The organism is Nocardia sp. NPDC127606, from assembly GCF_042671725.1.
Classification (GTDB): Bacteria; Actinomycetota; Actinomycetes; order Mycobacteriales; family Mycobacteriaceae; genus Nocardia.
In genome coordinates, this window is the sequence record NZ_JBHXWQ010000001.1 from 637,181 (window position 1) to 661,571 (window position 24,391).

The 24,391-nt window shown below is 69.5% G+C and carries 21 protein-coding genes; 12 read left to right on the plus strand and 9 right to left on the minus strand.

Features of this window, described 5'->3' with window-relative positions; genetic code table 11:
- Positions 1 to 84: 84 nt before the first annotated feature.
- Positions 85 to 1,212, plus strand: coding sequence for a M24 family metallopeptidase (locus ACFVJ5_RS02985; protein ID WP_379218218.1), 1,128 nt, complete (start codon positions 85 to 87; stop codon positions 1,210 to 1,212).
- A gap of 70 nt (positions 1,213 to 1,282) precedes the next feature.
- Here the strand turns inward: ACFVJ5_RS02985 and ACFVJ5_RS02990 are convergent, their stop codons facing one another.
- Positions 1,283 to 1,681, minus strand: coding sequence for a TIGR03618 family F420-dependent PPOX class oxidoreductase (locus tag ACFVJ5_RS02990; protein ID WP_379218219.1), 399 nt, complete (start codon positions 1,679 to 1,681; stop codon positions 1,283 to 1,285).
- Between the two features lie 110 nt (positions 1,682 to 1,791).
- On the opposite strand from ACFVJ5_RS02990, the gene ACFVJ5_RS02995 reads away from it, so the two are divergent.
- The 3 genes from ACFVJ5_RS02995 (at position 1,792) to ACFVJ5_RS03005 (ending at position 4,777) form a co-directional block, all read left to right on the plus strand.
- The gene (locus ACFVJ5_RS02995; protein WP_379218220.1) at positions 1,792 to 2,544 is read left to right on the plus strand and encodes an SDR family NAD(P)-dependent oxidoreductase; all 753 of its coding nucleotides are present in this window, start codon (positions 1,792 to 1,794) and stop codon (positions 2,542 to 2,544) included.
- Positions 2,541 to 3,809, plus strand: coding sequence for a precorrin-6y C5,15-methyltransferase (decarboxylating) subunit CbiE (cbiE, locus tag ACFVJ5_RS03000; protein WP_379218221.1), 1,269 nt, complete (start codon positions 2,541 to 2,543; stop codon positions 3,807 to 3,809). Before ACFVJ5_RS02995 ends, cbiE begins: the two co-directional genes overlap by 4 nt.
- Positions 3,810 to 4,024: 215 nt before the next feature.
- On the plus strand, positions 4,025 to 4,777 hold the full coding sequence (locus ACFVJ5_RS03005) for a cobalt-precorrin-6A reductase (protein WP_379219754.1): 753 nt from the start codon (positions 4,025 to 4,027) through the stop codon (positions 4,775 to 4,777).
- 21 nt (positions 4,778 to 4,798) lie between these two features.
- Here ACFVJ5_RS03005 and ACFVJ5_RS03010 read toward each other — a convergent pair whose 3' ends face one another.
- The 5 genes from ACFVJ5_RS03010 to ACFVJ5_RS03030 form a co-directional block, all read right to left on the minus strand.
- Complete coding sequence (locus ACFVJ5_RS03010; RefSeq protein ID WP_379218222.1) at positions 4,799 to 5,341, minus strand: PadR family transcriptional regulator; 543 nt, start codon at positions 5,339 to 5,341, stop codon at positions 4,799 to 4,801.
- 157 nt (positions 5,342 to 5,498) lie between these two features.
- Positions 5,499 to 5,978 carry a ubiquitin-like domain-containing protein gene (locus tag ACFVJ5_RS03015; protein ID WP_379218223.1) on the minus strand — a complete coding sequence of 160 codons (480 nt, stop codon included), beginning with the start codon at positions 5,976 to 5,978 and terminating at the stop codon, positions 5,499 to 5,501.
- 278 nt (positions 5,979 to 6,256) lie between these two features.
- Complete coding sequence (gene cobJ / locus ACFVJ5_RS03020; protein ID WP_379219755.1) at positions 6,257 to 7,849, minus strand: precorrin-3B C(17)-methyltransferase; 1,593 nt, start codon at positions 7,847 to 7,849, stop codon at positions 6,257 to 6,259.
- Positions 7,850 to 7,854: 5 nt separating this feature from the next.
- Positions 7,855 to 8,490: a precorrin-8X methylmutase gene (locus ACFVJ5_RS03025; protein WP_379218224.1), complete on the minus strand. Its 636-nt coding sequence runs from the start codon at positions 8,488 to 8,490 to the stop codon at positions 7,855 to 7,857.
- A gap of 43 nt (positions 8,491 to 8,533) precedes the next feature.
- Complete coding sequence (locus ACFVJ5_RS03030) at positions 8,534 to 9,007, minus strand: Lrp/AsnC family transcriptional regulator (RefSeq protein ID WP_378627501.1); 474 nt, start codon at positions 9,005 to 9,007, stop codon at positions 8,534 to 8,536.
- 95 nt (positions 9,008 to 9,102) lie between these two features.
- Here ACFVJ5_RS03030 and ddaH point away from each other — a divergent pair, with 95 nt between their 5' ends.
- Complete coding sequence (ddaH, locus tag ACFVJ5_RS03035) at positions 9,103 to 9,966, plus strand: dimethylargininase (RefSeq protein ID WP_379218225.1); 864 nt, start codon at positions 9,103 to 9,105, stop codon at positions 9,964 to 9,966.
- Positions 9,967 to 10,212: 246 nt separating this feature from the next.
- On the opposite strand, the gene ACFVJ5_RS03040 is transcribed toward ddaH, so the two are convergent.
- Both ACFVJ5_RS03040 and cobG read right to left on the minus strand, forming a co-directional pair.
- Positions 10,213 to 11,304, minus strand: coding sequence for an RNA ligase (ATP) (locus ACFVJ5_RS03040; protein WP_379218226.1), 1,092 nt, complete (start codon positions 11,302 to 11,304; stop codon positions 10,213 to 10,215).
- 81 nt (positions 11,305 to 11,385) lie between these two features.
- The gene (gene cobG, locus ACFVJ5_RS03045) at positions 11,386 to 12,669 is read right to left on the minus strand and encodes a precorrin-3B synthase (protein ID WP_379218227.1); all 1,284 of its coding nucleotides are present in this window, start codon (positions 12,667 to 12,669) and stop codon (positions 11,386 to 11,388) included.
- Between the two features lie 205 nt (positions 12,670 to 12,874).
- Between cobG and ACFVJ5_RS03050 the strand changes: the two genes are divergently transcribed.
- The 5 genes from ACFVJ5_RS03050 to ACFVJ5_RS03070 all read left to right on the plus strand — a co-directional run bounded on the left by ACFVJ5_RS03050 (position 12,875) and on the right by ACFVJ5_RS03070 (position 20,283).
- On the plus strand, positions 12,875 to 13,549 hold the full coding sequence (locus ACFVJ5_RS03050; RefSeq protein WP_379218228.1) for a hypothetical protein: 675 nt from the start codon (positions 12,875 to 12,877) through the stop codon (positions 13,547 to 13,549).
- 33 nt (positions 13,550 to 13,582) lie between these two features.
- The gene (locus ACFVJ5_RS03055) at positions 13,583 to 14,911 is read left to right on the plus strand and encodes a MerR family transcriptional regulator (protein ID WP_379218229.1); all 1,329 of its coding nucleotides are present in this window, start codon (positions 13,583 to 13,585) and stop codon (positions 14,909 to 14,911) included.
- Positions 14,908 to 15,390 carry a hypothetical protein gene (locus tag ACFVJ5_RS03060; protein ID WP_379218230.1) on the plus strand — a complete coding sequence of 161 codons (483 nt, stop codon included), beginning with the start codon at positions 14,908 to 14,910 and terminating at the stop codon, positions 15,388 to 15,390. Before ACFVJ5_RS03055 ends, ACFVJ5_RS03060 begins: the two co-directional genes overlap by 4 nt.
- A 284-nt stretch (positions 15,391 to 15,674) precedes the next feature.
- Positions 15,675 to 19,337, plus strand: coding sequence for a cobaltochelatase subunit CobN (gene cobN, locus ACFVJ5_RS03065; protein ID WP_379218231.1), 3,663 nt, complete (start codon positions 15,675 to 15,677; stop codon positions 19,335 to 19,337).
- A 91-nt stretch (positions 19,338 to 19,428) separates the two neighbouring features.
- Complete coding sequence (locus tag ACFVJ5_RS03070; RefSeq protein ID WP_379218232.1) at positions 19,429 to 20,283, plus strand: acyl-CoA thioesterase domain-containing protein; 855 nt, start codon at positions 19,429 to 19,431, stop codon at positions 20,281 to 20,283.
- 29 nt (positions 20,284 to 20,312) lie between these two features.
- Here the strand turns inward: ACFVJ5_RS03070 and ACFVJ5_RS03075 are convergent, their stop codons facing one another.
- Positions 20,313 to 20,768: a hypothetical protein gene (locus tag ACFVJ5_RS03075; protein WP_379218233.1), complete on the minus strand. Its 456-nt coding sequence runs from the start codon at positions 20,766 to 20,768 to the stop codon at positions 20,313 to 20,315.
- A 132-nt stretch (positions 20,769 to 20,900) separates the two neighbouring features.
- Between ACFVJ5_RS03075 and ACFVJ5_RS03080 the strand changes: the two genes are divergently transcribed.
- Complete coding sequence (locus ACFVJ5_RS03080) at positions 20,901 to 21,743, plus strand: NAD-dependent protein deacetylase (protein WP_379218234.1); 843 nt, start codon at positions 20,901 to 20,903, stop codon at positions 21,741 to 21,743.
- A 237-nt stretch (positions 21,744 to 21,980) separates the two neighbouring features.
- A complete protein-coding gene (locus ACFVJ5_RS03085; RefSeq protein ID WP_379218235.1) occupies positions 21,981 to 24,389 on the plus strand; it encodes an MFS transporter in 2,409 nt (802 codons plus the stop codon).
- Positions 24,390 to 24,391 lie beyond the last annotated feature (2 nt).

Genomic DNA, 24,391 nt, shown 5'->3' on the forward strand with positions numbered 1-24,391 from the left:
CCCGAACCACCGACACCGTGGCCGCGGCCGTGCCGATGGGCTTCGGTGGCTGCCCTCGGCGCGGGGCGGGTAACGTCGGATCCTATGAGCGCGCACACGGATGCCAGGTTCGCGGCGAAGGTCTACGGTCAGCGGCTGGAGCGGGCGGTCGAGTTGATGCGCGCGGCGCATCTGGACGCCCTGCTGATCACGCCGGGCCCCGACCTGCGGTACCTGATCGGTTCGGCCGCGGAATCCTTCGAGCGGCTCACCTGCCTGGTGATCCCGGCCGACGGATCGACGCCCTCGGTGGTCATCCCGAAACTCGAGCTGGCCTCCCTCGCCGATTCCGCGGCGGGCGAACTCGGCCTGCAGGTGCTCGACTGGGTCGACGGTGTCGATCCGTACCAGCTGGTTCGCTCGATCCTGCACGCCGGTTCCCGCATCGCGGTCGCCGACGCCATGCCCGCACTGCACCTGATCCCGCTCGCGGAATCGACCACCGGTCTGCCCGCCTCGGCGACGCCGGTGCTGCGCGAGTCGCGAATGATCAAGGACGAGGCCGAGATCGACGCGCTGCGCCGGGCGGGCGCGGCCATCGACCGCGTGCACGCGCGGATGGGCGAATTCCTGCGGGCCGGTCGCACCGAGGCCGAGGTGAGCGCCGATATCACCGCCGCGATCGTCGAGGAAGGTCATACCGAGGCGGCGTTCGTCATCGTCGGCAGTGGCCCGCACGGCGCCGATCCGCACCACGAGGTCTCCGACCGCGTCATCGAGCAGGGCGATGTGGTCGTCATCGATATCGGTGGCCCCGTCGAACCCGGCTACTACTCGGACTCGACCCGCACCTATGTGCTCGGCACCCCGAGCCCGGAGATCGTCGAACAGGTGGCGGTCCTCGAGGCCGCCCAGGCCGCCGCGGTGGCGGCGGTGCGACCGGGGGTGAGCGCGGAATCCATCGATGCCGCCGCCCGCACCGTGCTCGCCGACGCGGGCCTCGGCGACGCCTTCATCCACCGCACCGGCCACGGCATCGGCCTGTCGGTGCACGAGGAGCCCTACATCGTGGCGGGCAACGACCTGGTTCTCCAATCGGGCATGGCGTTCAGTATCGAGCCGGGAATCTACTTGCGCGGCGAATGGGGCGCGCGGATCGAAGACATCGTGGTCGTCACCGACAACGGTGTGGAGTCGATGAACAACCGGCCGCACGGCCTGACGGTGCTGTAAGCGGTTCGGCTACGGACCGAGGTCGGTAGCGGCAAGCGCCCGCGCTGCGCCGAGTAGTTTTCGGCCGCCGCTATTTGAGGGTGCCCGACGACAGCACCCGGCGCACCTGGATCGCGACGACCACCCGCGTCGGATTCTCGCGGGGCACCCGGTAGCGCTCGGTGTAGCGGCGCACGGCCTCGGCGACGTCGGCGCTGTCGTCGAGCACCGTCGCCGGTCCTTCGAGGGTCAGCCAGCGCGGCCCCTCGACCTGGCTCACCGCCGCGTAGCCGCCACGTCCGGCATTGTGTGCCTTCACCGACGCGCCGTCGGTGATCACGCGAGCGATTCCGCTCTCCGGATCCCAGGTGAATCCCACGGCGACCACGTGCGGGGTGCCGTCGGCGCGCAGCGTGGTGAGGGTGGCCAGATGCCGCTCGGTGACGAACTCGAGGGCAGCGGGGGACAGCTGTGCGGTGGCGGTCGGCATGCCCGAAACGGTAGCCGGGCCGGCCGGCGCGCGGCTGCGCGGGTTTGCGCCGTGCCCGGAACAGGGGCAGGCCGGGACCGGCCGGACCGGCCGGATGACAGACTGGCGCTATGGGAATGCAGCAGATCGACGGGCCGGTGCTGGTCCTGGGTGGGCGCAGTGAGATCGGCCTCGAAGTGGCGCGCAGGCTGGCACCCGGACGGGTGGTGATCCTGGCCGCTCGCCGCGCCGACGCGTTGGCGGCCGAGGTCGAGCAGGTGCGCGCGGCGGGCGCCACCGCCGTGCACACCGTGGAATTCGACGCCGACGAGACCGCCACGCACGCGCCGCTGCTGGAGAAGCTCGCCGCCGAGCACGGCGGCATCGCGACAGCGGTGCTCGCCTTCGGTGTCCTCGGCGATCAGGATCGTGCCGAACACGACCCGGCGCACGCCGTCGCCGTCGTGCACACCGATTTCGTCGCCCAGGTCAGTGTCCTCACCACCCTGGCGACCGTCATGCGGGCGCAGGGTTCCGGCCAGATCGTCGTCTTCAGCTCCATCGCGGGCGTGCGCGTGCGTCGGGCGAACTATGTCTACGGTTCGGCCAAAGCGGGCCTGGACGGCTTCGCCAGCGGCCTCGGTGACGCCCTGCACGGCACCGGCGTGCAGCTGTTGCTGGTGCGCTCGGGCTTCGTGATCGGCCGCATGACCACCGGCATGGACCCCGCTCCCATGGCCAGTACCCCCGACCAGGTCGCCGACGCCGTGGTCCGCAGCCTCGGCAAGGGCGCCACCCGGGTCGCCATCCCCGGCCGCCTTGCCCTTGCCTTCTTCGTGATGCGCCTGCTCCCGCAATCCGTCTGGCGTCGGATGCCACGGTGACCGCGTCCGGCGACGCGGTGACGGACTGGACCGGCCACCCGATCGTGGTGGCCGGAATCGGGGCCGACGGTTGGTCCGGCCTGGGGGAGAACGTCCGTCGGGCGATCGGGGATTGCGACGTGGTCTTCGGCTCCTCGCGCCAACTGGCGCTGCTCCCGGCGAGCGATATCGAACGGGTGCCGTGGCCGACGCCGCTGCTGCCCGCCCTGGCGGAGTTGTTCGGGCGCAACGCCGGTCGACGCGTCGGCGTCCTGGCCAGCGGTGATCCCATGTTCTACGGCATCGGCGTCACCCTGGCGCGCCGGTTCGGCCCGGCGGCGCTGCGCGTGTTCCCGCAGCCGTCCTCGGCGTCACTGGCGTGCGCCCGGCTCGGGTGGCCGCTGGCCGAAACCCCGGTGGTGAGTGTGGTTGCCCGGCCATTGCCCACCGTCTTGCCCGAATTGTCCGAAGGTCGGCGGATTCTCGTCCTCAGCGAGGACGAGACGACGCCGAGCCGGATCGCGGAAATGCTGCGCGACAAGGGATTCGGCGCCTCCTCGCTGACGGTCCTCGAGCAACTCGGCGGCCCCGCCGAACACCGGTGCACCGGCTCCGCCGCCACCTGGTCGCACCCGCCCGGCGACCCGCTCAACATCGTCGCCATCGACTGCCGCGCCGATCCCGATACGCGCCGCGACACCCGATTGCCCGGCCTGGCCGACACCGCCTTCGCGGGCGACGGCCAGCTCACCAAAGCCGAGGTTCGCGCCCTCACCGTCACCGCGCTCGCCCCCGCACCGGGGGAAATGCTGTGGGATATCGGCGGCGGCTCGGGCAGTATCGCCATCGAATGGTGCCGCACCCATCCGCTGTGCCGCGCCGTCACGTTCGAACGGCTGCCCGCCCGCCGAGAACAAATCGCGACCAATACCACCGCCCTCGGGGTGCCGGGAATAACGATCCGCGGTGAGGTGCGCTCAGAGTTAGCCGAGGAAAAGATCTCGGCGCCGGACGCCGTATTTCTCGGCGGCGGCCTCACTCAGGACGGCATGTTCGAGCAGTGCTGGCAGCGCCTGCGCCCCGGCGGCCGGCTGGTCGCCAACGCGGTCACCGCGGAATCGGAAGCGCTGCTGCTCGACTGGTCTGCGAGGTTCGGTGGAACCCTGCGCAAATTTCAGATCTATCGAGGGGAACCGCTCGGCGGCTTCACGGCCTGGCGACCGCACTTGCCGGTCGCTCAGTGGATTGTCCGAAAACCCGCTGGTCGCCGGAGTGGGGAACCCTAGTCCCGATCACGATCAGATCACGCGCAGATCACGGTGAATCCGTTCCCGCAGGGTCCGCGCGCCGTAAAAGTTTCGGGACCGAACGTGTAGAACCCACGGCCCGGGGGTAGGGTCGTTGCCGTTCCGGGTAATCCCCCCGGTTCGTTTTCCACGATGGAGAGTTACATGAAGTACTCGAAGTTCGATGGCGATGCCGATGATTGCGGAGGGCTGTCCTGAGAGTTCTGATCCTCGGTGGCACCGGTGAAGCCAGGGAGTTGGCGCGCAGAGCCTCCAGCGAGCGTGGACTCGACATCGTGTCCTCCCTTGCCGGTCGAGTCGCCAATCCGCGGCTGCCGGTCGGTGCGGTCCGTGTCGGTGGGTTCGGTGGCGTCGAGGGCCTCCGAACCTGGCTACGGGAGAACGCGATCGACGCTGTCGTGGATGCGACCCATCCCTTCGCCGCGAAGGTGAGTACGCACGCGGCCACTGCCGCGGCCGATCTGGACATCCCCGCGCTGCATCTGCGCCGCCCGGAGTGGGTGCAGCGACGCGGCGACCTGTGGACCAGGGTTCCCGATCTCGCTGCGGCGGCCGCGGCCCTGACCGCGCGTGACGAACAAGTCCTGCTGACCATCGGGCGCCAGGGCGTCGGCGCGTTCGTCGGCTGCACGGGGCACGGCTTCGTCATCCGCTCCATCGACGCGCCCGAGGTCCCGCTGCCGCCGCGCTCCAAACTGTTGCTGGCGCGCGGGCCGTTCACCTTCGATGAAGAACTGGTGTTGATGTCGCGTCATCGCATCGACGTGCTGGTCACCAAGAACAGCGGCGGTGAGCAGACCGAGGCGAAGATCTTCGCCGCCCGTACCGCGGGTCTGCCGGTGATCATGATCGACCGGCCACCGCTGCCCGCGGGTGCGGTGACTGTGCCCGAGGTCGGCGACGCTGTCGAGTGGTTGCGCGAGTCCGCGCCGCATCGAGTGCGCTGAACCGGGTGGGGCCGAACGCTGTCAGCGCGGGGTCGGCGGCGTGAAGATCGTCGGCAGCTGGTCGAACCAGTGCAGGACCGCGCGCTCGTAGGCGATGCCGAATTCGAGGGTCGCGCGCTGGTGGGGTGCCAGGGCGGTCTCGTCTTCGTCGAGGTAGCGGTCGAGACGATCCTGATGAATGTTCTTGTTGGCGGCGATGATCCGATCGCGGTGCGCGGGATCCAGGTGCTCGCCGAAGGACAGTGTGAGCAGCAGTGGCACGCGGATGGTCTCGGCGCCGGGATCGCGCCCGATCCACTCGGCGAAGGCCTCGCGCCCGAAATCGGTGATCCGGTACGGCGTGCGCTCCCTGGCGCCGCGTTCGCCCTTGGTCACCAGACCCGCGGCGTCCATCGTGGACAGTTCGCGATAGACCTGGCTCTGCGTGATGGTCCAGAAGTCGCCGATGCGTTGCTGGGCCTGCGTGGCGAGATCCCAGCCCGACTTCGGGCCCTCGTGCAGGAACCCGAGTAGCGAGGCCGCGGTGGAGTTCAGTGGGCGGCGTCGAGTCGCGGTGTCGGTCAACGGTCAACTCCCTTCGAACTACATTCCTAAGTGGAATGTTACGCCTGGGTGCGCGGTCCACCAATAGTGCCGGTGTTGCGGCGCGTTCGCCGGACCGGGGTGCGGCGGTGACGCTCACACGCTGAGCGCCACCGCCGCGGTGATCGACCCGTCAGGCTCAGGCCAACGCGAGATTCACGACGTCACCGTCGGCCAGTTCGTAGGACGCCAGCGTTTTGGAGTCCTCGAGCTTGACCTCGCTCTCGGTGATGAGCTGCTGCTCGGCCGCCGGAACACCGGTCTGTTCCTGAATCAGGCCCTTGAGATCCTTGACCGTGGCCGTGCTGTCGATGCTGACCGGGATGGGGTCGCCGTCCAAGCCGTTCACCGTCAGCGTGATGCTGGTGGCGCTCTCGGCGAGAGGTGCCCCGGGCAGGCCGGGCAGACCCGGCAAGCCGGGCAGCTCGGGCGCGGCAGGGGCGATCGGTGCGGCGGGCGCCGCGGGCGCGTCCGGTGCCGTGGGCGCGGGCGGCGCCGGCGGCTGGGCCGACGCGATCCCCGCGAGGGGAACCGCCATGGCGGCGGCTATCAGGCCGACCGTCACACCGCGTCGTAATCGGGTACCGAGAGTGTGCTGTGCGTGGTGCTGAACTCTCATCGTGGTGAATCCTTTCATCGTCCTCGTGGGACGCGTTGGGGAATCGAACCAGGAAACGAGCTGTCACGCTGTTGTGCCTGCGGGCATGCCCGCGGAACAAGTGTGCCATCGCACGGGAGTGTCGCCGGGCCTCGCCGGCCGCGCGGCTTGCCGAGGACCGCGCAGGTTCCGGTCGGCCGCGGGGGTCGCCGGGGTCACCCGCGGTGCGGATTCGGCGCCCGCTCGGCGCGGGTGATGCGGGGTACCGACCGTGCGGTTTGTGGACTGTCCGGCGCGGACTACCGGCTCGCTACCGACCCGTACCTACGCGAAGTAAAAACGCGGGTGCCTTCCGGCGTGTCGAAGGTGGTGGTGGTCGAGGATCCGATGATCAGCAGGGTGCGCATGTCGACCTCGTCGGGATCGAGCTCGCCGAGCGTGATCACCCGGACGGATTCGGTCGGTCCGCCGACATCGCGGCCGAGCACCACCGGCGTGTGCGGCGGGCGGTGCTCGAGCAGGACCTCGCGCATGGCGCCGACCTGCCAGCGGCGCTGCGAGGAGGCCGGGTTGTAGATCGCGATGGCCATGTCGGCCGCCGCGACCGCCGAAAGGCGTTGTGCGACGACATCCCACGGCTTGAGCCGATCGGACAGCGAGATCATCGCGTAGTCGTGCCCGAGCGGCGCGCCGACCCGGCTCGCCACCGCGTTGGCGGCGGTCAGCCCGGGCAGCACCCGCACCGGGACGTCCTTGAACTGCGGTTCGGCCGACACCTCGAGGACGGCGGCCGCCATCGCGAAAACGCCCGGATCGCCCGAGGACACCACCGCGACGCGCGCGCCCCGCTTGGCCAGGTCCAGTGCCATCGCGGCGCGCTCGGATTCGACCTTGTTGTCGCTGGCGTGCCGTCGCTGACCGGCCCGCTCGGGGACGCGGTCGATGTAGGTGGTGTAGCCGACGAGGTCCGTCGCCTCGGCCAGCGCGGCGGTGACCTGCGGGGTGGTCCAGTCCGCATCACCGGGGCCGAGACCGACGACGACGACTTCGCCCGGCAGTTCCACCGATTCGGCACCGCTCGCGGCGTGCGGCGCGCTGTCGCCGACAGCGGGCGCCGAGTGCGTCGGGGTCGCCGCGGAGCCCGCGGCGCCGCGAGCGGGGATCGGTGTGGTGGGGGTCGGACCGGGCACCAGGGTGATCGAGAAGTACGGCACGTCCGCCTCGTCGACATCGGCCGCGGCGAGCACCCGCTGACGGGTGCTGCTCGCGCGTTCGACGTAGTAGGCGTCGTTCAGTCGACCGGAATCGGCGAGTGCCCGGCGCACACCGGGAAACGTGCGTCCCAGTTTCATGATCGCGGCGGCGTCGGTCTCGCGCAGGCGCTCGGTCAGCTCCTCCACGGGCATGGTGCCGGGCAGCACCGTGAGTACCTGCTCACCCTCTACCAGGGGAGTCCCCAGGGCCGCGGAGGCCGCGCTCACCGAGGTGATGCCGGGGACGATCTCGGCGTCGAATCGATCGGCCAGCCGCCGGTGCATGTGCATGTAGGAGGAGTAGAACAGCGGATCACCGGCGGCGAGCAGCGCGACGGTGCGCCCCGCGGCCAGGTGGGTGGCCAGCCGCGCGGCCGCCTGTTCGTAGAACTCGTCGATCGCGCCCTGGTATCCACCGGGATGATCGGTGGTCTCCACGGTCACCGGGTAGACGAGGTGCTCCTCGATCTGCCCCGCGCGCAGATATGGCTCCGCGATGGCGCGGGAGATGCTGCGGCCGTGCTTGGCGCTGTGGAACGCGACCACATCGGCTTCGGCGATGAGCCGCGCGGCTTTCACCGTCACCAGTTCCGGATCGCCGGGACCGAGGCCGATGCCCCACAGTTTGCCGGTGCTGATCTCGCTCACTCCTGTTCGCTCGCAATCGCATTCAGTGCCGACGCGGTGATCGCGCTGCCGCCGCGCCTGCCGCGGACGGTCAGATACTCGATTCCGCCGAAGTCGATCAGCGCCTGCTTGGATTCGGCGGCACCGATGAACCCGACCGGGATGCCGATGATCGCCGCGGGTCGCGGCGCACCGGCATCGAGCATGTCGAGCAGGTGGAACAGCGCGGTCGGTGCGTTGCCGATGGCCACCACCGCGCCGTCGAACTGGTCGCGCAGCAGCTCCAGTGCCGCCACCGAGCGCGTATTGCCCAGTCGCGCGGCGAGTTCGGGCACGCGCGGGTCGGTGAGGTTGCACAGCACCGCGTTGTCGGCGGGCAGTCGCTTGCGGGTCACCCCCGAGGCGACCATATTGGCATCGCAGATGATCGGCTTGCCTGCGTGCAGCGCGGCGCGCGCGGCGGCGACCACACCGGGGGAGAAGGCGATGTCGGGGGCCAGGTCGACCTGCCCGCAGCCGTGGATCATCCGCACCGCCACCCGTTCCACATCGGCGGGGAAACCGGCGAGATCCGCCTCGTCGCGGATCGTCGCGAACGAGCGCCGATAGATCTCGGCCCCGTCGGTGAGGTAGCTGGCACGCACGTCGGACATGGCGACAACCCTAGAACCTGGGTCTGACGTGGCGTCCGGCGGCTCAGGTGCGGGGGCGTTCGAGAATGCGCGACATCACCAGCGAGCTGCGGGTGCGCCCGACGCGCGCGTTCTCCCTGATCCGTTCGACTGTCACCTCGATCTCGGCCATGTCGGTGGCCATCACGTGCACGAGCGCGTCGGCCTCGCCCGCGATCGTCCACACTCCGACGACCTGCGGAATCGGTTCGAGGGTGCGGCGCAGCTCGGCCGGGGAGATGTTGTCGCGGTAGTAGACCTCGACGTACGCCTCGGTTTTCCAGCCCAGCGCGGCCGGGTTGACCTGCGCGGTGAACCCGGTGATCTGCCCGCTGGCGACCATCTTGTCCACCCGCCGCTTCACCGCGGGCGCGGACAGCCCGACCACCGAACCGATCTCCTGGAACGAGGCACGGGCGTGGACGAGCAGCTCCGCGAGAATGCGCCGATCGATATCGTCCACGTCGCTCCTTCGCTTCGTCACGCAATGATTGCCCATTCTTACATTGAAATGCACAACGAATCGGTGTTCCGCGCGCAATGGAGCGGCGATTACGGTCGGTGAAACCGTCCGCGCAGCCACCAGGAGTCCTGATGACCGCCGCTAGCCCTCTTCGTGTATCGGCACCCGCGCGGACCGCCTCCCCGCGCCGCTATGTGTTGTGCCGCCCCGACCATTTCGAGGTCACCTACGCGATCAACCCGTGGATGGATCCGGCCGCCCCGGTCGACCGGGCGCGTGCGCTCGCCCAGTGGGAGATCCTGCGCGCGACCCTGGAAGCACACGGGCACACCGTGGAAACGGTGCCCGGCGAACCCGGTCTGCCGGATATGGTCTTCGCCGCCAACAGCGGCATCGTGATCGGTGGACACGCGCTCTCCGCCCGGTTCGCCCACCCCGAACGCGCCGCCGAGGGGCCCGCGTTCCATCAGTGGTTCGCCGCACGGGAACTGCGTGAGCTGGCCGCCGCGGCCGAAACCAACGAGGGGGAGGGCGATTTCGCGTTCGCCGGGCAGCGGATTCTGGCCGGTGTCGGGTTCCGCTGTTCGCTGTCCGCGCACGCGGAGGTGGAACGGTACTTCGACGTGCCGGTGGTGTCGCTCGAGCTGGTCGACCCGCGCTTCTATCACCTCGACACCGCGCTGATGGTCCTCGACGACACCACCGTTGCCTACTACCCGGCCGCGTTCAGCCCCGCCGCTCGCGAAGTGCTGACCACCCTGTATCCCGACGCGATCCTCGCCGACGACAACGACGCGCTCTGCTTCGGCTTGAACGGACTCAGCGACGGCGAACACGTCTTCCTCGACCCCGGCGCCACCGGCCTCATCGCGCAGCTGCGCGGGCGGGGTTTCGTCCCCGTTCCGCTGGATCTGTCCGAACTGCGTAAGGGCGGCGGCGGCGTGAAGTGCTGCGTGCTCGAGCTGCACACCCGCCGCGACACGACCGTGGGCTAGCCGGACCGCACCGCCACCGCCCGGATACTGGGCCGATGGCACACCCGAGCACAGCTGGTGCGGGTGTCTGATCGCGATGTGAGCGCCGACCTTGCGCTACGGGCTTGCGCTACGGGCTTGCGCTACGGGTTCGTGCCGCGCCGCCTGATGGGAGAGGCGTCGGGATGGCCTATCAGCGGGTGATGGCCCGTGCACTGCGCGATCAGCGGCGCGATCGCGACGGTGGCCGGTGCCGTGCCTCGTGGTTCACTCGTACTCGGTGCCGCCGTCGCGCAACAGGTACGCCTCGGAGACGATCTTGCCGATCGCCCGGCCACCGAGAATCGGCGACGGGCGTTCGGCGGCAGGCCGCACCACCAGGCCCTCACGGATGTTGGCACCCGCGCCGCTGACGGTTTCGGTGCCCTCGGCCAACTCCATGAGCAACTCGGCGTCGTAGGCGCCCTCGTAGAGGACCGGCACGCGCGAGACGGTGAGGCCGAGATCGTCGAGCAGGGCGCTGATCTCGTGATGGTCGAGCCAGCGGATCGGCGCCGCGCCCGCGTCCACCGCGATGTCGAACAGCCCGAAGCCGAGCGACTCGTCGTGCGCGGCGGACGCGCCGTAGTGCAGGTCCTGCACGCCCGCGCCGTACACCTCACCGAACAGGCCGATGCGGTCCGCGTCGAGCGCGGCGGCGAGTTTGCGAGCGGCTTCGTCGAGCCCGTGGGCGCGGATGGCGCGCCAGTACAGGTTGCCGTCGGCCTCGGTCAGCGACAGCGACCGACCACCGACGCCCTTGGACGACACCAGAATTCGGTCGCCGTCACGCACATGGGTGAGCAGGCAGGCGGTGCCGTGGATCTTCTCGGTCGCCACCACCGGCTCCCCGGCGGTGAAGATGTCGGGAAACCGCTTGATGTTCTCGACGTCGACCCACCGCAGCAGATCCGGCGCCGACTCGACCTGTCCCGACATCGAGACCGGTACCGGCGGAACCCATTTCACGATCCCCAGCGACTCGGCGAAGTCGGTCCGCTCGAACGCGGCCGCCGCGAGATCCGCTCCGTCCAGCGCGGCCGGGGTGCACACGATGCCCTGCGACACCTCACCACGCAACCGGACCGCCTTCACCCGATTACGCAGCGAGCCCGCGAGTTTCCCGGTCAGGCCGAGCTCGGCGATCAGCTCGTCGGGCAGCGCCGACTGTTCCGGAATGTAGATTGCGTGATCCCCGGTCGTGAACTGGCCCTTGGCGACCACGGCCCGGTACAGCCCCACCTGGGCCAGCTCGAGCCGATCGGCATTCGGATGTGGTACGACAACGAGCCGCTCGGCCGTCACCTGCAGTGTGGACATGAGAACCCCCTCGTAGTGAGAAGGCAAGGGTACGAAACGATTCCGCGACCGTCGATCGAGTTTCGCTCGGCCGCGGTGGGGTCAGGACGTGGTGGTCGCGTCGTCGGTGTCGACGCGATAGCCGTGATCGGTGGCCACGACATCGGTCACGGGACCGCGTGGGCGACCGCAGCGCCGATCGCACCCGGACCAGTGCTGGCGACCCGCCACGGTGACGGATTCGGCCGGTACGAGTTCCTTCGTGGGCTGCCGCTGCTCGGAAGTCTCGGTGGCGGTGCCGTTCTCGGGACCGGCTGATGCGGCGGTGGTCGACCGCTCGAGTCCGGCCGCCTCGGGGAGGACGCGATCGGATTCGATGGCGGCGGCCAGGTCGGCGCGAACATCGGTGCGCGATTTCGCGCAGCCGGGGCGTCCGGCGCAGGCGCTGACCTGTAGCCACGGGGAATTCGCGTCGAAGATCAGACCCATCGGCGCGAGCACGCGCACCACCGTTTCGGCGGGCCCCTCGTCGAGGTCGGTGATCACCAGGCTGCGCCAGGGTGTGACGAAGACGGGCCGTTCCACAGCGGCGAGGAATTCGGTCGTCCTGGCGGACACAGTGCCCAGCGGTACCCCGGCGCCGAGCGTGACGAGGCCGTCCTCCTGCTCGAGCCAGCCGATCGGAACAGCGTGTGTCGCACCGAGTTCGAGAGGCTCTCCGGCGGGGGAGCGGTCGAGCGTCTCGACCACCGATTCGACCCCGCCCGGAATCTCGTGCAGCCGCCACTGCCCCGACTCGCTGGTTCCCCGCAGATCGAGAAAGCCGCGCGCCGCGTCGAGCATCACGTCGACCGCTTCGCCCGCGGTGACCCGAAGCCCGGTGTCGGCACCCGCCAGCAGCAGTGCGAACTCGTCGGCGCCCACCGCCTGAACGCCGATGTCACCGTGCAGCGTGCTCACATCACCGCGCCCGTCGTCGAGGGTGAACAGCACGCGCCCCGGCAGCTGCGCCAGCTGCGGATCGCCGCGCAATCCGGCGTCGAGGTCGACCGCGAGCCCGTGCACGTCCGCGAACCCGCCGACTCGCCCCGACAGCGGTGAGGCCACGATATTGCGCACCCGCTCGTGGGTCTCGCTGGGCAGCAGACCCGCCGCGCCCAGCCGTTGCGCGAGTTCGGAGGCGTCACGGACCTGCCGCAGCTGGATGTTTCCCCGCGAGGTCAGCTCGAGGTTCCCGTTGCCCAGATCACGCGCCGCGTCGGCCAATGCCTGCAGCTGCGCCGACGCCAACCGCCCGCCCGGCACGCGGATCCGCGCCAACGGCCCGTCGGCAGCTTGATGCAACCGCAGAACCCCTGGGCAAGAATCGGGCGCGCTCCTGGTCATGATGCTCAAGCCTACGACGCACCCGCTGCGGGCCGTACCGCACCGTGACGGGCCGGCCGCTCACTCCACCCAGCGCAGCGGTCGACCAACCGCGCGGCCCCACGGATGTGACGAGGCCGTCTCGCGTGACGCGGCGATTCGCGGGTAGTCGCTAGGGTGAGTGGCGGATCCCTCGCCAGCCGAGTATTGACAGGAGAGTCGCCGCATGCTGCGTGAATTCGTGGACAAGCGTGTCGTTCCCGCGCTCGACAGGGTCGCGCAAGCCCAGGCGCCGGTGGTGCACCGCTACGTCGACTGGTTGGGCCGCAGGCACCCGCAGGACGCGCCGGTGGAGATCGTGCAGCGGCTGTCGCGCCAGTACCTGGTGGTCGTCACCGCCAGCGGCGTCACGGTGGGGCTCACCGCCGCGGTGCCCGGCGTGGGCACAGTGCTCGGTCTGGCCGCGACCGGTGTGGACACCCTCGTGTTCCTCGAGGCGTCGTCGGTGCTGTCCGTCGGCGCCGCCGCGGCGTACGGCCTCGATCCCGACGACTCGCGGCAAGCGCGCCTGGTGTCGAAGGTCGTGCTCGGCGACGCGGGTACCAAGGTCCTCGACGAGACCGCGGGCCACAAGACGGGCCAGTGGCTCTCGGTCGTCACCGACCACATCCCCGGCCTGGCGAGCATGCCCGATTCCCCGGCCAAACGGTTCATCGTCAACTACCTGGTCAAACGTGCACTGCTGCTGTTCGGCACCCTGATTCCGGCGGGTATCGGTGCGGTGATCGGTGGCGTCGGCAACAACGCCCTCGGCCAGCTGGTGGTCGCGAACGTGTACCGCAATCTCGGCACGGGGTCCCCGGAGATGGTCGCCGCGGGCACCGACCGATCGACGACTTGACCTTCGACTCACTCGAACCCCGATCATGAACCGGTGCCCGACACCGAGCTGATCACCATCGGAGCCTTCGCCCGCGCCTGCGGCCTGAGCGCCAGCGCCCTGCGCTTCTACGCGGACGCCGGCATCCTCGCCCCCGCCGTCGTCGACGCGGTCACCGGCTACCGCTACTACGCCCCGGAGCAGTCCGCTCCCGCCCGCCTCCTGCGTCACCTGCGCGCTGTGGACATGCCGCTGCCCGCGGTCACCGCCCTGCTCGCCGAACCCGACCCCGCCCGCGCGCTCGTCCTGCTCGACGAGCACCTCGCCGACCTGGACCGGCACCAGGGCGAGGTCCGCGCCGCCGCCGCGGCCGCCCTCGGCGCCCTCCTGGCCACCCACGGATCGGCGTCCGGATTCGGCGGGAACGGGCATCGCGACCAGGTCTCGGTGCCGACCGCTGATCGAGGCAGTGCTCGATCGCCGCTCGCACTCGGGCGAAACCCGGAGTCGGAGCGAGGTTTGCCGGGGTCGCGCGAGGACGTGTGGGTGAGTGGACCGGTGCTGGCGGCGGCGATCGACCAGGTCGCGACGGCCACGGTCGCCGATCCGGATCGGGCGGTCCTCGACACGATTCTGTTCGAGACCGACGGGCAGCAGCTGATCCTCACCGCGACGGACCGCTACCGCCTGGCCACCCGCACCGTGCGCCCCACCCGCGTCGGTGCCGCGGCGGTCTGGGACGCGACGGTGGACGCCGACGACCTCCGTGCGGCCGTGTCCTGGTTGCGTCGCCGACACGCTGTCGCGATCCGCCCCCATCGCGACAGCGTCGAATTCCGCATGGCCACACCGGATTCAGTCGATCGAGACCGCACCGACGGAGGCGGTGAGCCGACGACGCGCCACGCCGCCCAGCCGGACGACACCCGGCGCCGCTGCCGCCGATCGACCCACGACTTCCCCGACTACCGAGCGATGCTGGCCGCGCTCGCCCCGGTGCGGACCCGAGTCGTGCTCACCCGTGCGGCGCTGCTCGACGCCATGGAACACGCCGACTCGCCCACCGTGGTCCTGCGCACGACCTCCACCGGCACCGTATCCGTGACGCAGGAGAGGTCGAGCGCCACGGCCGCTGCGTGCGAGGCACCGCAACCGGGTGCGGCGCGGCACATCCCGCAGGCGACAGTCACCGGCCCTGCCATGACGATCCATTTCGCCGTCACCACCCTCTACCCGGCCGTCGCCACCGCCGTCGGACCCGACGTGATGCTCGACCTCATCGCCCCCGACCAGCCCGTTCTGATCCGCTCGGCCGACGACGGCGACCTGTCGACCCTGGCCATGCCGCGCAGACCCGAACCCACCGAGGAGACCTCCCGATGACCACCGCCGACCCGATCATGACCCGAATCACCCAGGGGGTCACCGACTTCCGCACCGGCGACGCCGAACGGGCCCGCACGACTCTGCTCGAGGTCTGGGCCGAGGTAGGCCCCGCCGGTGACCCGCTGCACCGCTGCACCCTCGCCCACTACCTGGCCGACGTCTACGACGACCCGGCCGAAGCCCTGGTCTGGGACGTTCGCGCCCTCGACGCCGCCGACGCCCTCACCGACACCCGCCTGAACGACCACCACGCGGGCCTCCAGGTCGCCGGCTTCTACCCCTCGCTGTACCTGAATCTCGCCGACAACTTCCGCCGCCTCGGGGCGTTCCCCGCCGCCACCCGCCACCTCGACGCCGCCCGCGAACGCCTCGACATCCTCCCGGACGACGACTACGGCGCCCTGATCCGCGGCGTCGTCACCGAGCTCGCCGTGTCCATCGCGGCCGAAGACACCACCCGGCGACCCACCCATTGACGACAGCGACCGGCTGAGACCACCTCGCGGATCGAGATCATCGGGCAGTGGCGCGGAAGCGCTCTCGGGCGCTGCTCGCCCCATCGCCTGCTGATCAATCGTCCAGCGGCGGGAGCGGGCTGGAAAGTTGCGGGCGGCGAGGGCCCAGTAGCATCGTCTTGCTCGGCGGGCGTCGAGGAAACCGGTGGAAATCCGGTGCGGTCGCGCCACTGTGAACAGCCAGACCCTCCCCGGCGAGCACCGCATACCCCGATGGGCGCGTAACCCGAGGAAGGTCTCACCCTGTGATCCTGCTGCTGTCCACCTCCGACACCGACCTGCTGAGCGCCCGCGCGAGCGGCGCCGAGTACCGCTGGGGCAATCCCGCGCGGCTGCTCGTGGAGGATCTGCCGGAACTGCTCGACGGCGCTGATCTGGTGATCGTGCGAATCCTCGGTGGCAAGCGCGCCTGGGAAGAGGGCCTCGACGCGATCCGGGCCGCCGGGGTGCCGATGGTCGCCCTCGGTGGCGAGATCGCACCCGACGCCGAGCTGATGGAATGCTCGACGGTCCCGGTCGGCGTCGCGGCCGACGCGCACAACTACCTCGCCGCGGGCGGTGCCGAGAACCTGCGGCAGCTGCACAACTTCCTGTCCGACACGGTGTTGCTGACCGGTCACGGTTTCGAACCGCCCGCGCAGCTGCCCACCTGGGGCGAGCTCGACCGGTCCTCGCGGATCCTCGAACCGCACGCCCCGACCGTCGCCGTGGTGTACTACCGCGCCCAGCATCTCGCGGGCAACACCGCCTACATCGAGGCGCTGTGCAAGGCGATCGAGGCCAAGGGCGCCCGCCCGCTCCCGGTCTACGCCGCCTCGCTGCGCACCGCCGAACCCGAGCTCCTCACCCTGCTCGGCAGCGCCGACGCCCTCGTGGTGACCGTCCTCGCGGCAGGTGGCAGCAAGCCCGCGACCGCCTCGGCCGGCGGTGACGACGAAGCCTGGGACGTGGCCGCGCTCGCCGCGCTGGACGTGCCGATCCTGCAGGGCCTGTGCCTGACCAGCGGCCGCGCGCAGTGGGAAGCCAACGACGACGGCCTGTCGCCCCTCGACGTCGCGACCCAGGTCGCGGTGCCCGAATTCGACGGTCGCATCATCACGGTGCCGTTCTCCTTCAAGGAGTTCGACGCCGACGGTCTGTCCGCCTATGTTCCCGACGCCGAACGGTGCGCCCGCGTGGCGGGGATCGCCGTGCGCCACGCCCGCCTGCGCCACATCCCGGCCGCGGACAAGCGGATCGCGATTATGCTCTCGGCGTATCCCACCAAGCACGCCCGCATCGGCAATGCCGTCGGCCTCGACACCCCGGCCAGCGCGATCCGCCTGCTCACCGAATTGCGTGCCGCCGGTTACGATCTCGGTGATATCGACGAGATCCCCGGCCTGGTGGAACGAGACGGCGACGCGCTGATCCACGCTCTGATCGCCGCGGGCGGTCAGGATCCGGAGTGGTTGAGCGCGGAACAGCTGGAGGGCAACCCGATTCGCATCGGCGCCGCCACCTACACCCGCTGGTTCGAGTCACTGCCCGAGGACCTGCGCGAGGCCGTCGTCGAGGCGTGGGGGCCGCCGCCGGGCGAACTCTACGTCGACCGGTCTGCCGACCCCAAGGGCGAGATCGTCATCGCCGCACTGCGTTTCGGCAATGTGGTGCTGATGGTGCAGCCGCCTCGCGGGTTCGGCGAGAACCCGGTCGCGATCTACCACGATCCCGATCTGCCGCCGAGTCACCACTATCTCGCCGCCTACCGCTGGCTGTCCGCACCCGACGGTTTCGGCGCCGACGCGATGGTGCACCTGGGCAAGCACGGCAACCTCGAATGGCTGCCCGGCAAGACCCTCGGCATGTCCGCCTCCTGCGGTACCGACGCGGCGCTGGGCGATCTGCCGCTGATCTATCCGTTCCTGGTCAACGACCCCGGTGAGGGCACCCAGGCCAAGCGCCGTGCGCACGCCACCCTCGTCGACCACCTGATCCCGCCGATGGCACGGGCCGAAACCTACGGCGACATCTCCCGTCTGGAGCAGTTGCTCGACGAGCACGCCAACATCTCCGCCCTGGATCCGGCCAAACTGCCCGCCATTCGCCAGCAGATCTGGACCCTGATGCGCGCGGCCAAGATGGACCACGACCTCGGGCTCGCCGAACGCCCCGAAGAAGACGTCTTCGACGACATGCTCCTGCACGTCGACGGCTGGCTGTGCGAGATCAAGGACGTCCAGATCCGCGACGGCCTGCACATCCTGAGTCAGGCTCCCGAGGGGGAGATGGAACTCGACCTGGTGCTGGCCATGCTGCGTGCCCGTCAGCTGTGGGGCGGCGAGCAGAATGTGCCCGGCCTGCGAGAGGCGTTGGGGCTCAGTGAATCCGGCGACGAGGCCCGTGTTCGCGTGGATGTGGTCGAGGCGCGTGCTCGCGAACTGCTCGGTGCGTTGCAGGCGACGGACTGGTCGGTCGACGCGGTCGAGCAGCTGGTCGCGGACTTCGAGACCGCGATCCTGGACGGGCACCGCGCCGCAACGTCGAGTACCGACCTCGCCGTGGTGGTCGCCGACGCCGAGCGGCTGGACCAGATCGCCACCATCTTGCGGTTCGCCGCCACCGAGGTCGTGCCGCGCCTGCGTGAGACCAGCATCGAGATCCCGCGTGTGCTGCATGCGCTCAACGGCGGGTTCGTTCCGGCGGGCCCCAGCGGTTCCCCGCTGCGTGGTCTGATCAATGTGCTGCCGACCGGTCGCAACTTCTACTCGGTCGACCCCAAGGCTGTCCCGTCGCGGTTGGCCTGGGAAACCGGTCAGGCGATGGCGGAATCGCTGCTGGCCCGCTACCTTGCTGACCACGGCGAGTACCCGAAGTCGGTCGGGTTGTCGGTGTGGGGCACCTCGGCCATGCGCACCTCCGGCGACGACATCGCCGAAGTGTTCGCGCTGCTCGGTGTCCGGCCGGTGTGGGACGAGGCGAGCCGCCGCGTCACCTCGCTCGCGGTGATCGATCTCGAAGAACTCGGGCGCCCGCGCGTCGACGTCACGGTCCGCATCTCCGGGTTCTTCCGCGACGCTTTCCCGCACGTGCTGGCGCTGCTCGACGACGCGGTTCGCCTCGTCGCCGACCTCGATGAGCCCGCCGAGTCCAATTACGTTCGCGCGCACGCCCAGTCCGATCTCGCTGAACACGGCGACACCCGCCGTGCCACCACCCGCATCTTCGGCTCCAAGCCGGGTACCTACGGTGCGGGCCTGCTGCAGCTCATCGACTCCAAGAGCTGGCGCACCGATGACGACCTCGCGCAGGTCTACACCACCTGGGGTGGCTACGCCTACGGCCGCGACCTCGACGGCGCCCCCGCCGCCGACGACATGCGCACCGCCTACAAGCGCATCGCGGTCGCCGCCAAGAACACCGACACCCGTGAACACGACATCGCCGACTCCGACGACTACTTCCAGTACCACGGCGGAATGGTCGCGACCGTTCGCGCGCTGACCGGCAAGAATCCCGAGGCCTACATCGGTGACTCCACCCGCCCCGATGCCGTGCGCACCCGCACGCTCTCGGAGGAGACCGCCCGTGTCTTCCGCGCCAGGGTGGTGAACCCGCGCTGGCTCGAGGCGATGCGCCGCCACGGGTACAAGGGCGCCTTCGAAATGGCCGCCACCGTCGACTACCTGTTCGGCTACGACGCCACCACCAATGTCGTCGCCGACTGGATGTACGAGAAGCTCTCCGAGAGTTACGTGTTCGACGACGTGAACCGCAAGTTCATGGAGCAGTCCAACCCGTGGGCCCTGCACGGCATCGCCGAACGGCTCCTGGAAGCCGCCGAGCGCAAGCTGTGGGAGCACCCCGAGCAGGAGACCCTGGACAAACTGCGGCAGGTCTATCTGGAAACCGAGGGTGAGCTGGAGTGACCGCACTTGCCGCAAAACTGCAACACGTTCTAGTGTGAGGCATGGTGTGCCGCGGCGATCCCGCCCGGCACCCGCGGAGGAAAGGGGCACGATGAGTACCTCCCCTGGCTATTTCACGCACGCGGACGGCGTCTACACGCCGATGCGGTACTCGCTGAGCCTGTGGGCGCCCAGCACGCTGTCCGGACCGCCGGTGTGCGGGTTGATGGCGCGCGAGGTGGAGGCGGGCTACTGCGCCGACGGGTTCGTCCCCGCGCGATTGACCGTCGACCTGCACCGTCCGGTGCCCGCCGTGCCGTTGACGATCGCCAGCGAACTGGTGCGCGACGGAAACCGGGTCCGCTCGGTGACGATCGTCGTGCGCGCCGACGGCGAGATCGTGGCCCGCGGCAGCGCGCTGCTGCTGAAGCGTTCGACCCAGCCGCCGGGCGAGGTCTGGCGCCCGGACCGGGATCGGCCGCTGCCGCCGCCGAGCGTGCTGGCCACCATCGACCAGACGATGCACCTGTTCGGCAGTGACGGGCAGGGCTGGTCGATGAATATGACCGAACATCAGAACGACGCCCGCAAACGCAAGTGGGTGCGCAATATCCCGGTCGTCGCGGGGGAGCCGTCGTCGCCGTTCTGCTACGCGGCGATGACCGGCGAGCAGACCAGCCTGGTCACCAACTGGGGCACCGAGGGCATCGGTTTCATCAACACCGATGTGTCGATCACGTTCTCGCGCATGCCCGTCGGCGACGAGATGGGCCTCGAAGCGGAGAGCCACCTCAGCGACGACGGGATCGCGGCGGGCGCGGCGGTGCTCTACGACGAGCAGGGCGCGTTCGGCATCTGCACGACCACCGCGCTGGCCAACGAACGCAGGCAGATCCGCGGCGACGTCATCGATGAGCTGTCGGAGTCGTTCGTGGCGGACGCGATCGGGCAGCCGCAAGTCCGGTGAACACCAGCGCTGGGCCGACGGCGTGCCGGCTACGCGGAGATCAGGGTCACGATGAGTTCGTCGGCGATCGACTCGGCCTTCACCATGCCAGTGCCCAGGTAGAGGGTTGCCGCGCGGGGGCGGCCGTCGGCCAGGGGGACGATCGAGACCGCGTCGACGCGGCGGCCCGCGAGTTCGTCGTAGGGTGACTCGTCGGTGACGTCGAAGGCGGTGTACTTGCCGGAGTTGGCGACGTATTCGATGTTCACCGGGTCGACCAGCGGCTCGAACGGATCGCGCCACGGTGCGCCGCCGATGCGCAGTTCCGCACCGTCGACGCCGGCGTCGAGGAGCAGGGTCGAACCGTTGTGGAAGGTGAATTCGATCGGGCCCTCGGTGCGGTCGATCTCGTCGCCCAGGACATAGAACATCCGGCGGACGGCGACGATGGTCCCGTCGACCGCGGCATTGAGCGCGGTGCGGCCGTACTCATCGGTGTCGGACATAGGTTTTCCTCTGCAGCGGTCGATGCCGGGCGGATGAAACATCATGTCGCCGCACGCCCACCGCACGCAACTCGGCCCGGCGTGTTCGTCCCGCGCACAACGCGGCGCCGCCCCGCTCGTAGAGTGGAACCCATGGTGGACGACAACACCACCGACGCGGTGGCGCGCGCGGCCGAGCTGCTGAGCGGGCGCCGCACCGTGGTGATCTCCGGCGCCGGGCTGAGTACCGACAGCGGGATTCCCGACTACCGCGGTCCCGGTTCGCCGCCGCGTACGCCGATGACCTATCAGCAGTTCGTCGGTGACCCGGTGTTCCGGCAACGGTATTGGGCGCGCAATCACATCGGCTGGCGGCGGATGGATGCCGCCCGGCCCAACCCCGGTCATCGCGCTGTCGCCCAGCTGGAGCGGGCGGGTGTGGTGTCGGGAGTGATCACCCAGAACGTGGACCTGCTGCATATGAAAGCGGGGGCGCGTCAGGTGATCGATCTGCACGGAACTTACGCGCGAGTGCGTTGCCTGCGGTGCGAGAATCTGATCTCCCGAATGACCCTCGCCCAACACCTGGAAGCAGCCAATCCCGGTTTCGCGGAAAATGTTTCGGCGGGCGCCACCGGTATCGAAGTGGCGCCCGACGCGGACGCCGTGGTGATCGATACCGACCGATTCCGGATGGTCGACTGCCTGGCGTGCGGCGGAATGCTCAAACCCGACATCGTGTATTTCGGCGAGAATGTGCCGCCGGACCGGGTGGCAGCCGCTTTCGGCATGGTCGAACGCGCGCAGGCGCTACTGGTGGCCGGTTCCTCGCTGACGGTGATGTCGGGCCTGCGATTCGTGCGCAGAGCGGCGAAAAACGGTGTGCCAGTGGTGATCGTGAATCGCGGACGTACCCGCGGCGACGACCTCGCCACCCTCCGAATCGACGCGGGCTGCTCGGAAACTCTGTGCGCGCTGGCCGAACTCGGCTGCTGAGTTCACGCGCCCCGAACTGACAGTTCGTAGTGCTGCTACCTATCGTTTCCGTGTGAAATGAACGGTCACTTGATCCCTCGGTGAAGGCGGCGAATCCGACGTGGGTAAGCTCTGCGCACCAGTGCATGAAGAGTTCCACCCGCGGCGCAAAGTTTTCCTCGCAGCGGGGTTGTCGGCCCTCGTGTGGGCCGAATGATCGACCCCCACTTGCCAGCCGATCAGAACCAGGGCTTTTCCATGACCGATACCGTCGTTGCCGAATCACGCCTCACGCACCGCCAGACACTCACGATTCTGTCCGGCCTGCTATTGGGGGTGTTCCTCGCCGCGCTCGACCAGAACATCGTCAGCGTCGCGATCGTCCGGATCGCGAACAGTCTCGACGGGTTCGACGAACAGGCATGGGCGACAACGGCATACCTGATCACCGCCACCGTCACCACGCCGCTCTACGGCAAGCTCGCCGACATCTACGGGCGCAAACCGTTCTATCTGCTGGCGATAGCCCTGTTCGTGATCGGCTCGGCGGCCTGCTGCTTCGCGACCACCATGTACCAGCTGGCCGGGTGCCGGGCCTTCCAGGGGCTGGGCGCGGGCGGGTTGATGTCGCTGGCGTTCACCATCGTCGGCGACATCGTGCCGCCGCGCGAAAGGGTGCGCTACCAGGGGTATTTCCTCATGGTGTTCGGCATCGCGACCGTGCTCGGCCCGGTGGTCGGTGGATTCCTGTCCGACTACGAGAGCCTCGGTGGCATCGAGGGCTGGCGCTGGGTGTTCCTGGTGAACGTGCCCGTCGGGGTGCTGGCGTTCCTCGTGGTCGCGAAGGTGCTGAATGTGGGGCACACCCGTCAACGCAGCCGGATCGACTGGTTCGGCGCGATCACCCTCATCGTGGGTGTGGTGCCGCTGCTGATCGTCGCCGAGCAGGGGCGGATCTGGGGATGGACCGAGCCGAAATCGCTACTCTGCTACGGCATCTGCGCGGGTGGTCTGCTGCTGTTCGTCCTGGTCGAATTCCTGATGAAGGACTCGGCGCTGATCCCGCTGCGGCTGTTCCGCAGCTCCACGTTCAGCATCGCGATCCTCGGTGGGTTCCTCGTGGGTGTCGCGATGTTCGGCGCGATCACGATGGTGCCGCAGTATCTGCAGGTCGTGCGTGGTTTCTCGCCGACCGAGGCGGGGCTGTTGATGTTGCCGCTGGTACTCGGGATCATGGTAGGCGCGCAGATCTCGGGGCTGATCACCAAGGCCACCGGCCGCTACAAAGTGCTGCCGGTGCTCGGTGCGCTGATCCTGGCGATCGGGTGCGCGCTGTTCGCCAGGATCACCTACGACGGTCCGCTGTGGCAGCCGCTCGCCTTCAGCGCGATCATGGGTTTCGGACTCGGCGGCTGCATGCAGACGCTGGTCATCGCCGCGCAGAACGCGGTCGGGCGCACCGAGATGGGTGTGTCGACCGCGGCGGCGACGTTCTTCCGCCAGCTCGGCGGGACCCTCGGGGTCGCGGTGTTCCTGACCGTGCTGTTCGACCGGCTGCCCGGTTCGATCCTGGAAGCCTTCGGCGGGAGCCTGCCGCCCGGTTTCGACGACGCGCGGCTCGAAGGCCTGCTGAGCGATACCAGTGGCATCGCCACGCTGCCCGACGAGTTGCGGATCCCGATCCTCGAGGGATTCGCCGACTCGATGCACAGCGTGTTCCTGCTCGCCGCCGACCTCGCCGTGGTGGCCTGCTTGGTACTGGTATTCATGAAAGAGATTCCGCTGCAGGAGGATCCGACGTCGGAGGAGCAGTCCGATGCCACCGCGCTGCGCGATGTGAGCCTGCACGACGCGCACGAGATGGCGGGCGAACTGCACCCCGTCGCCACCGGTCGGGTGATCGCGGGGCTGTTGCGACGTGACGACGCGCGCCCGGTGCCCGCCGCGACGCTCACCCTGATCGATCAGCACGGGCATCAGGTGGCCCGCGGCAACGGCGACGCCGACGGCGCGTACGTGATCCAGGCGCCCCGGCCGGGCAACTACGTGCTCATCGCCGCGGCGGCCGGTCATCAGCCCGAAGCGGTGAGCGTGTCGATCGGGGAGCGCGCCCAGCACGTCGACCTGATGCTCACCGGCGCGGGTGAACTCACCGGGATCGTGCGATCGGCGCGGCGCGGCGAACCGCTCTGGGGTGCCACGATCACCTTGACCGACCCCGAGGGCGAGGTGGTGGGCGCGGCGATCACCGGCGAAGACGGCACCTACGTATGCCGCGACGTCGTGAGCGGCACTTACACCCTGGTCGCGGTCGCCGATCACATGCGGCCGGCGGCCGTCGCGCTGACCGTGCCGGAGACGGGCTCGCTGCATCGCGATATCAACCTCGAACCGATGGCCATTCTCCTCGGCTCGGCGTGGGTGGACGGCGACCGCCCGGTCGCCGATGTGCAGATCACCGTCCTGGACTCGGGGGGCGATCCGGCGGCGACGGCGCGCACCGACGAGAAGGGCCGGTACCTGGTGCCGGACCTGCCGGAGGGGGAGTACACGGTGGTCGCCCGCGGCTACCCACCCGTAGCGAGTCAGGTATCGGTGACCCGCGGCGAGATCACCCACGATGTGACGCTGGGATACGAGAACGAGGAGTCGATGAACCGGCGGTAGGC

Coding starts and splice junctions, on each gene's coding strand:
- ACFVJ5_RS02985 (WP_379218218.1), top strand. CDS start 85: ATGAGCGCGCACACGGATGCCAGGTTCGCGGCGAAGGTCTACGGTCAG.
- ACFVJ5_RS02990 (WP_379218219.1), bottom strand. CDS start 1,681: ATGCCGACCGCCACCGCACAGCTGTCCCCCGCTGCCCTCGAGTTCGTC.
- ACFVJ5_RS02995 (WP_379218220.1), top strand. CDS start 1,792: ATGGGAATGCAGCAGATCGACGGGCCGGTGCTGGTCCTGGGTGGGCGC.
- ACFVJ5_RS03015 (WP_379218223.1), bottom strand. CDS start 5,978: ATGAGAGTTCAGCACCACGCACAGCACACTCTCGGTACCCGATTACGA.
- ACFVJ5_RS03025 (WP_379218224.1), bottom strand. CDS start 8,490: ATGTCCGACGTGCGTGCCAGCTACCTCACCGACGGGGCCGAGATCTAT.
- ACFVJ5_RS03030 (WP_378627501.1), bottom strand. CDS start 9,007: ATGGGCAATCATTGCGTGACGAAGCGAAGGAGCGACGTGGACGATATC.
- ddaH (WP_379218225.1), top strand. CDS start 9,103: ATGACCGCCGCTAGCCCTCTTCGTGTATCGGCACCCGCGCGGACCGCC.
- ACFVJ5_RS03040 (WP_379218226.1), bottom strand. CDS start 11,304: ATGTCCACACTGCAGGTGACGGCCGAGCGGCTCGTTGTCGTACCACAT.
- cobG (WP_379218227.1), bottom strand. CDS start 12,669: ATGACCAGGAGCGCGCCCGATTCTTGCCCAGGGGTTCTGCGGTTGCAT.
- ACFVJ5_RS03050 (WP_379218228.1), top strand. CDS start 12,875: ATGCTGCGTGAATTCGTGGACAAGCGTGTCGTTCCCGCGCTCGACAGG.
- ACFVJ5_RS03060 (WP_379218230.1), top strand. CDS start 14,908: ATGACCACCGCCGACCCGATCATGACCCGAATCACCCAGGGGGTCACC.
- ACFVJ5_RS03070 (WP_379218232.1), top strand. CDS start 19,429: ATGAGTACCTCCCCTGGCTATTTCACGCACGCGGACGGCGTCTACACG.
- ACFVJ5_RS03075 (WP_379218233.1), bottom strand. CDS start 20,768: ATGTCCGACACCGATGAGTACGGCCGCACCGCGCTCAATGCCGCGGTC.
- ACFVJ5_RS03080 (WP_379218234.1), top strand. CDS start 20,901: ATGGTGGACGACAACACCACCGACGCGGTGGCGCGCGCGGCCGAGCTG.
- ACFVJ5_RS03085 (WP_379218235.1), top strand. CDS start 21,981: ATGACCGATACCGTCGTTGCCGAATCACGCCTCACGCACCGCCAGACA.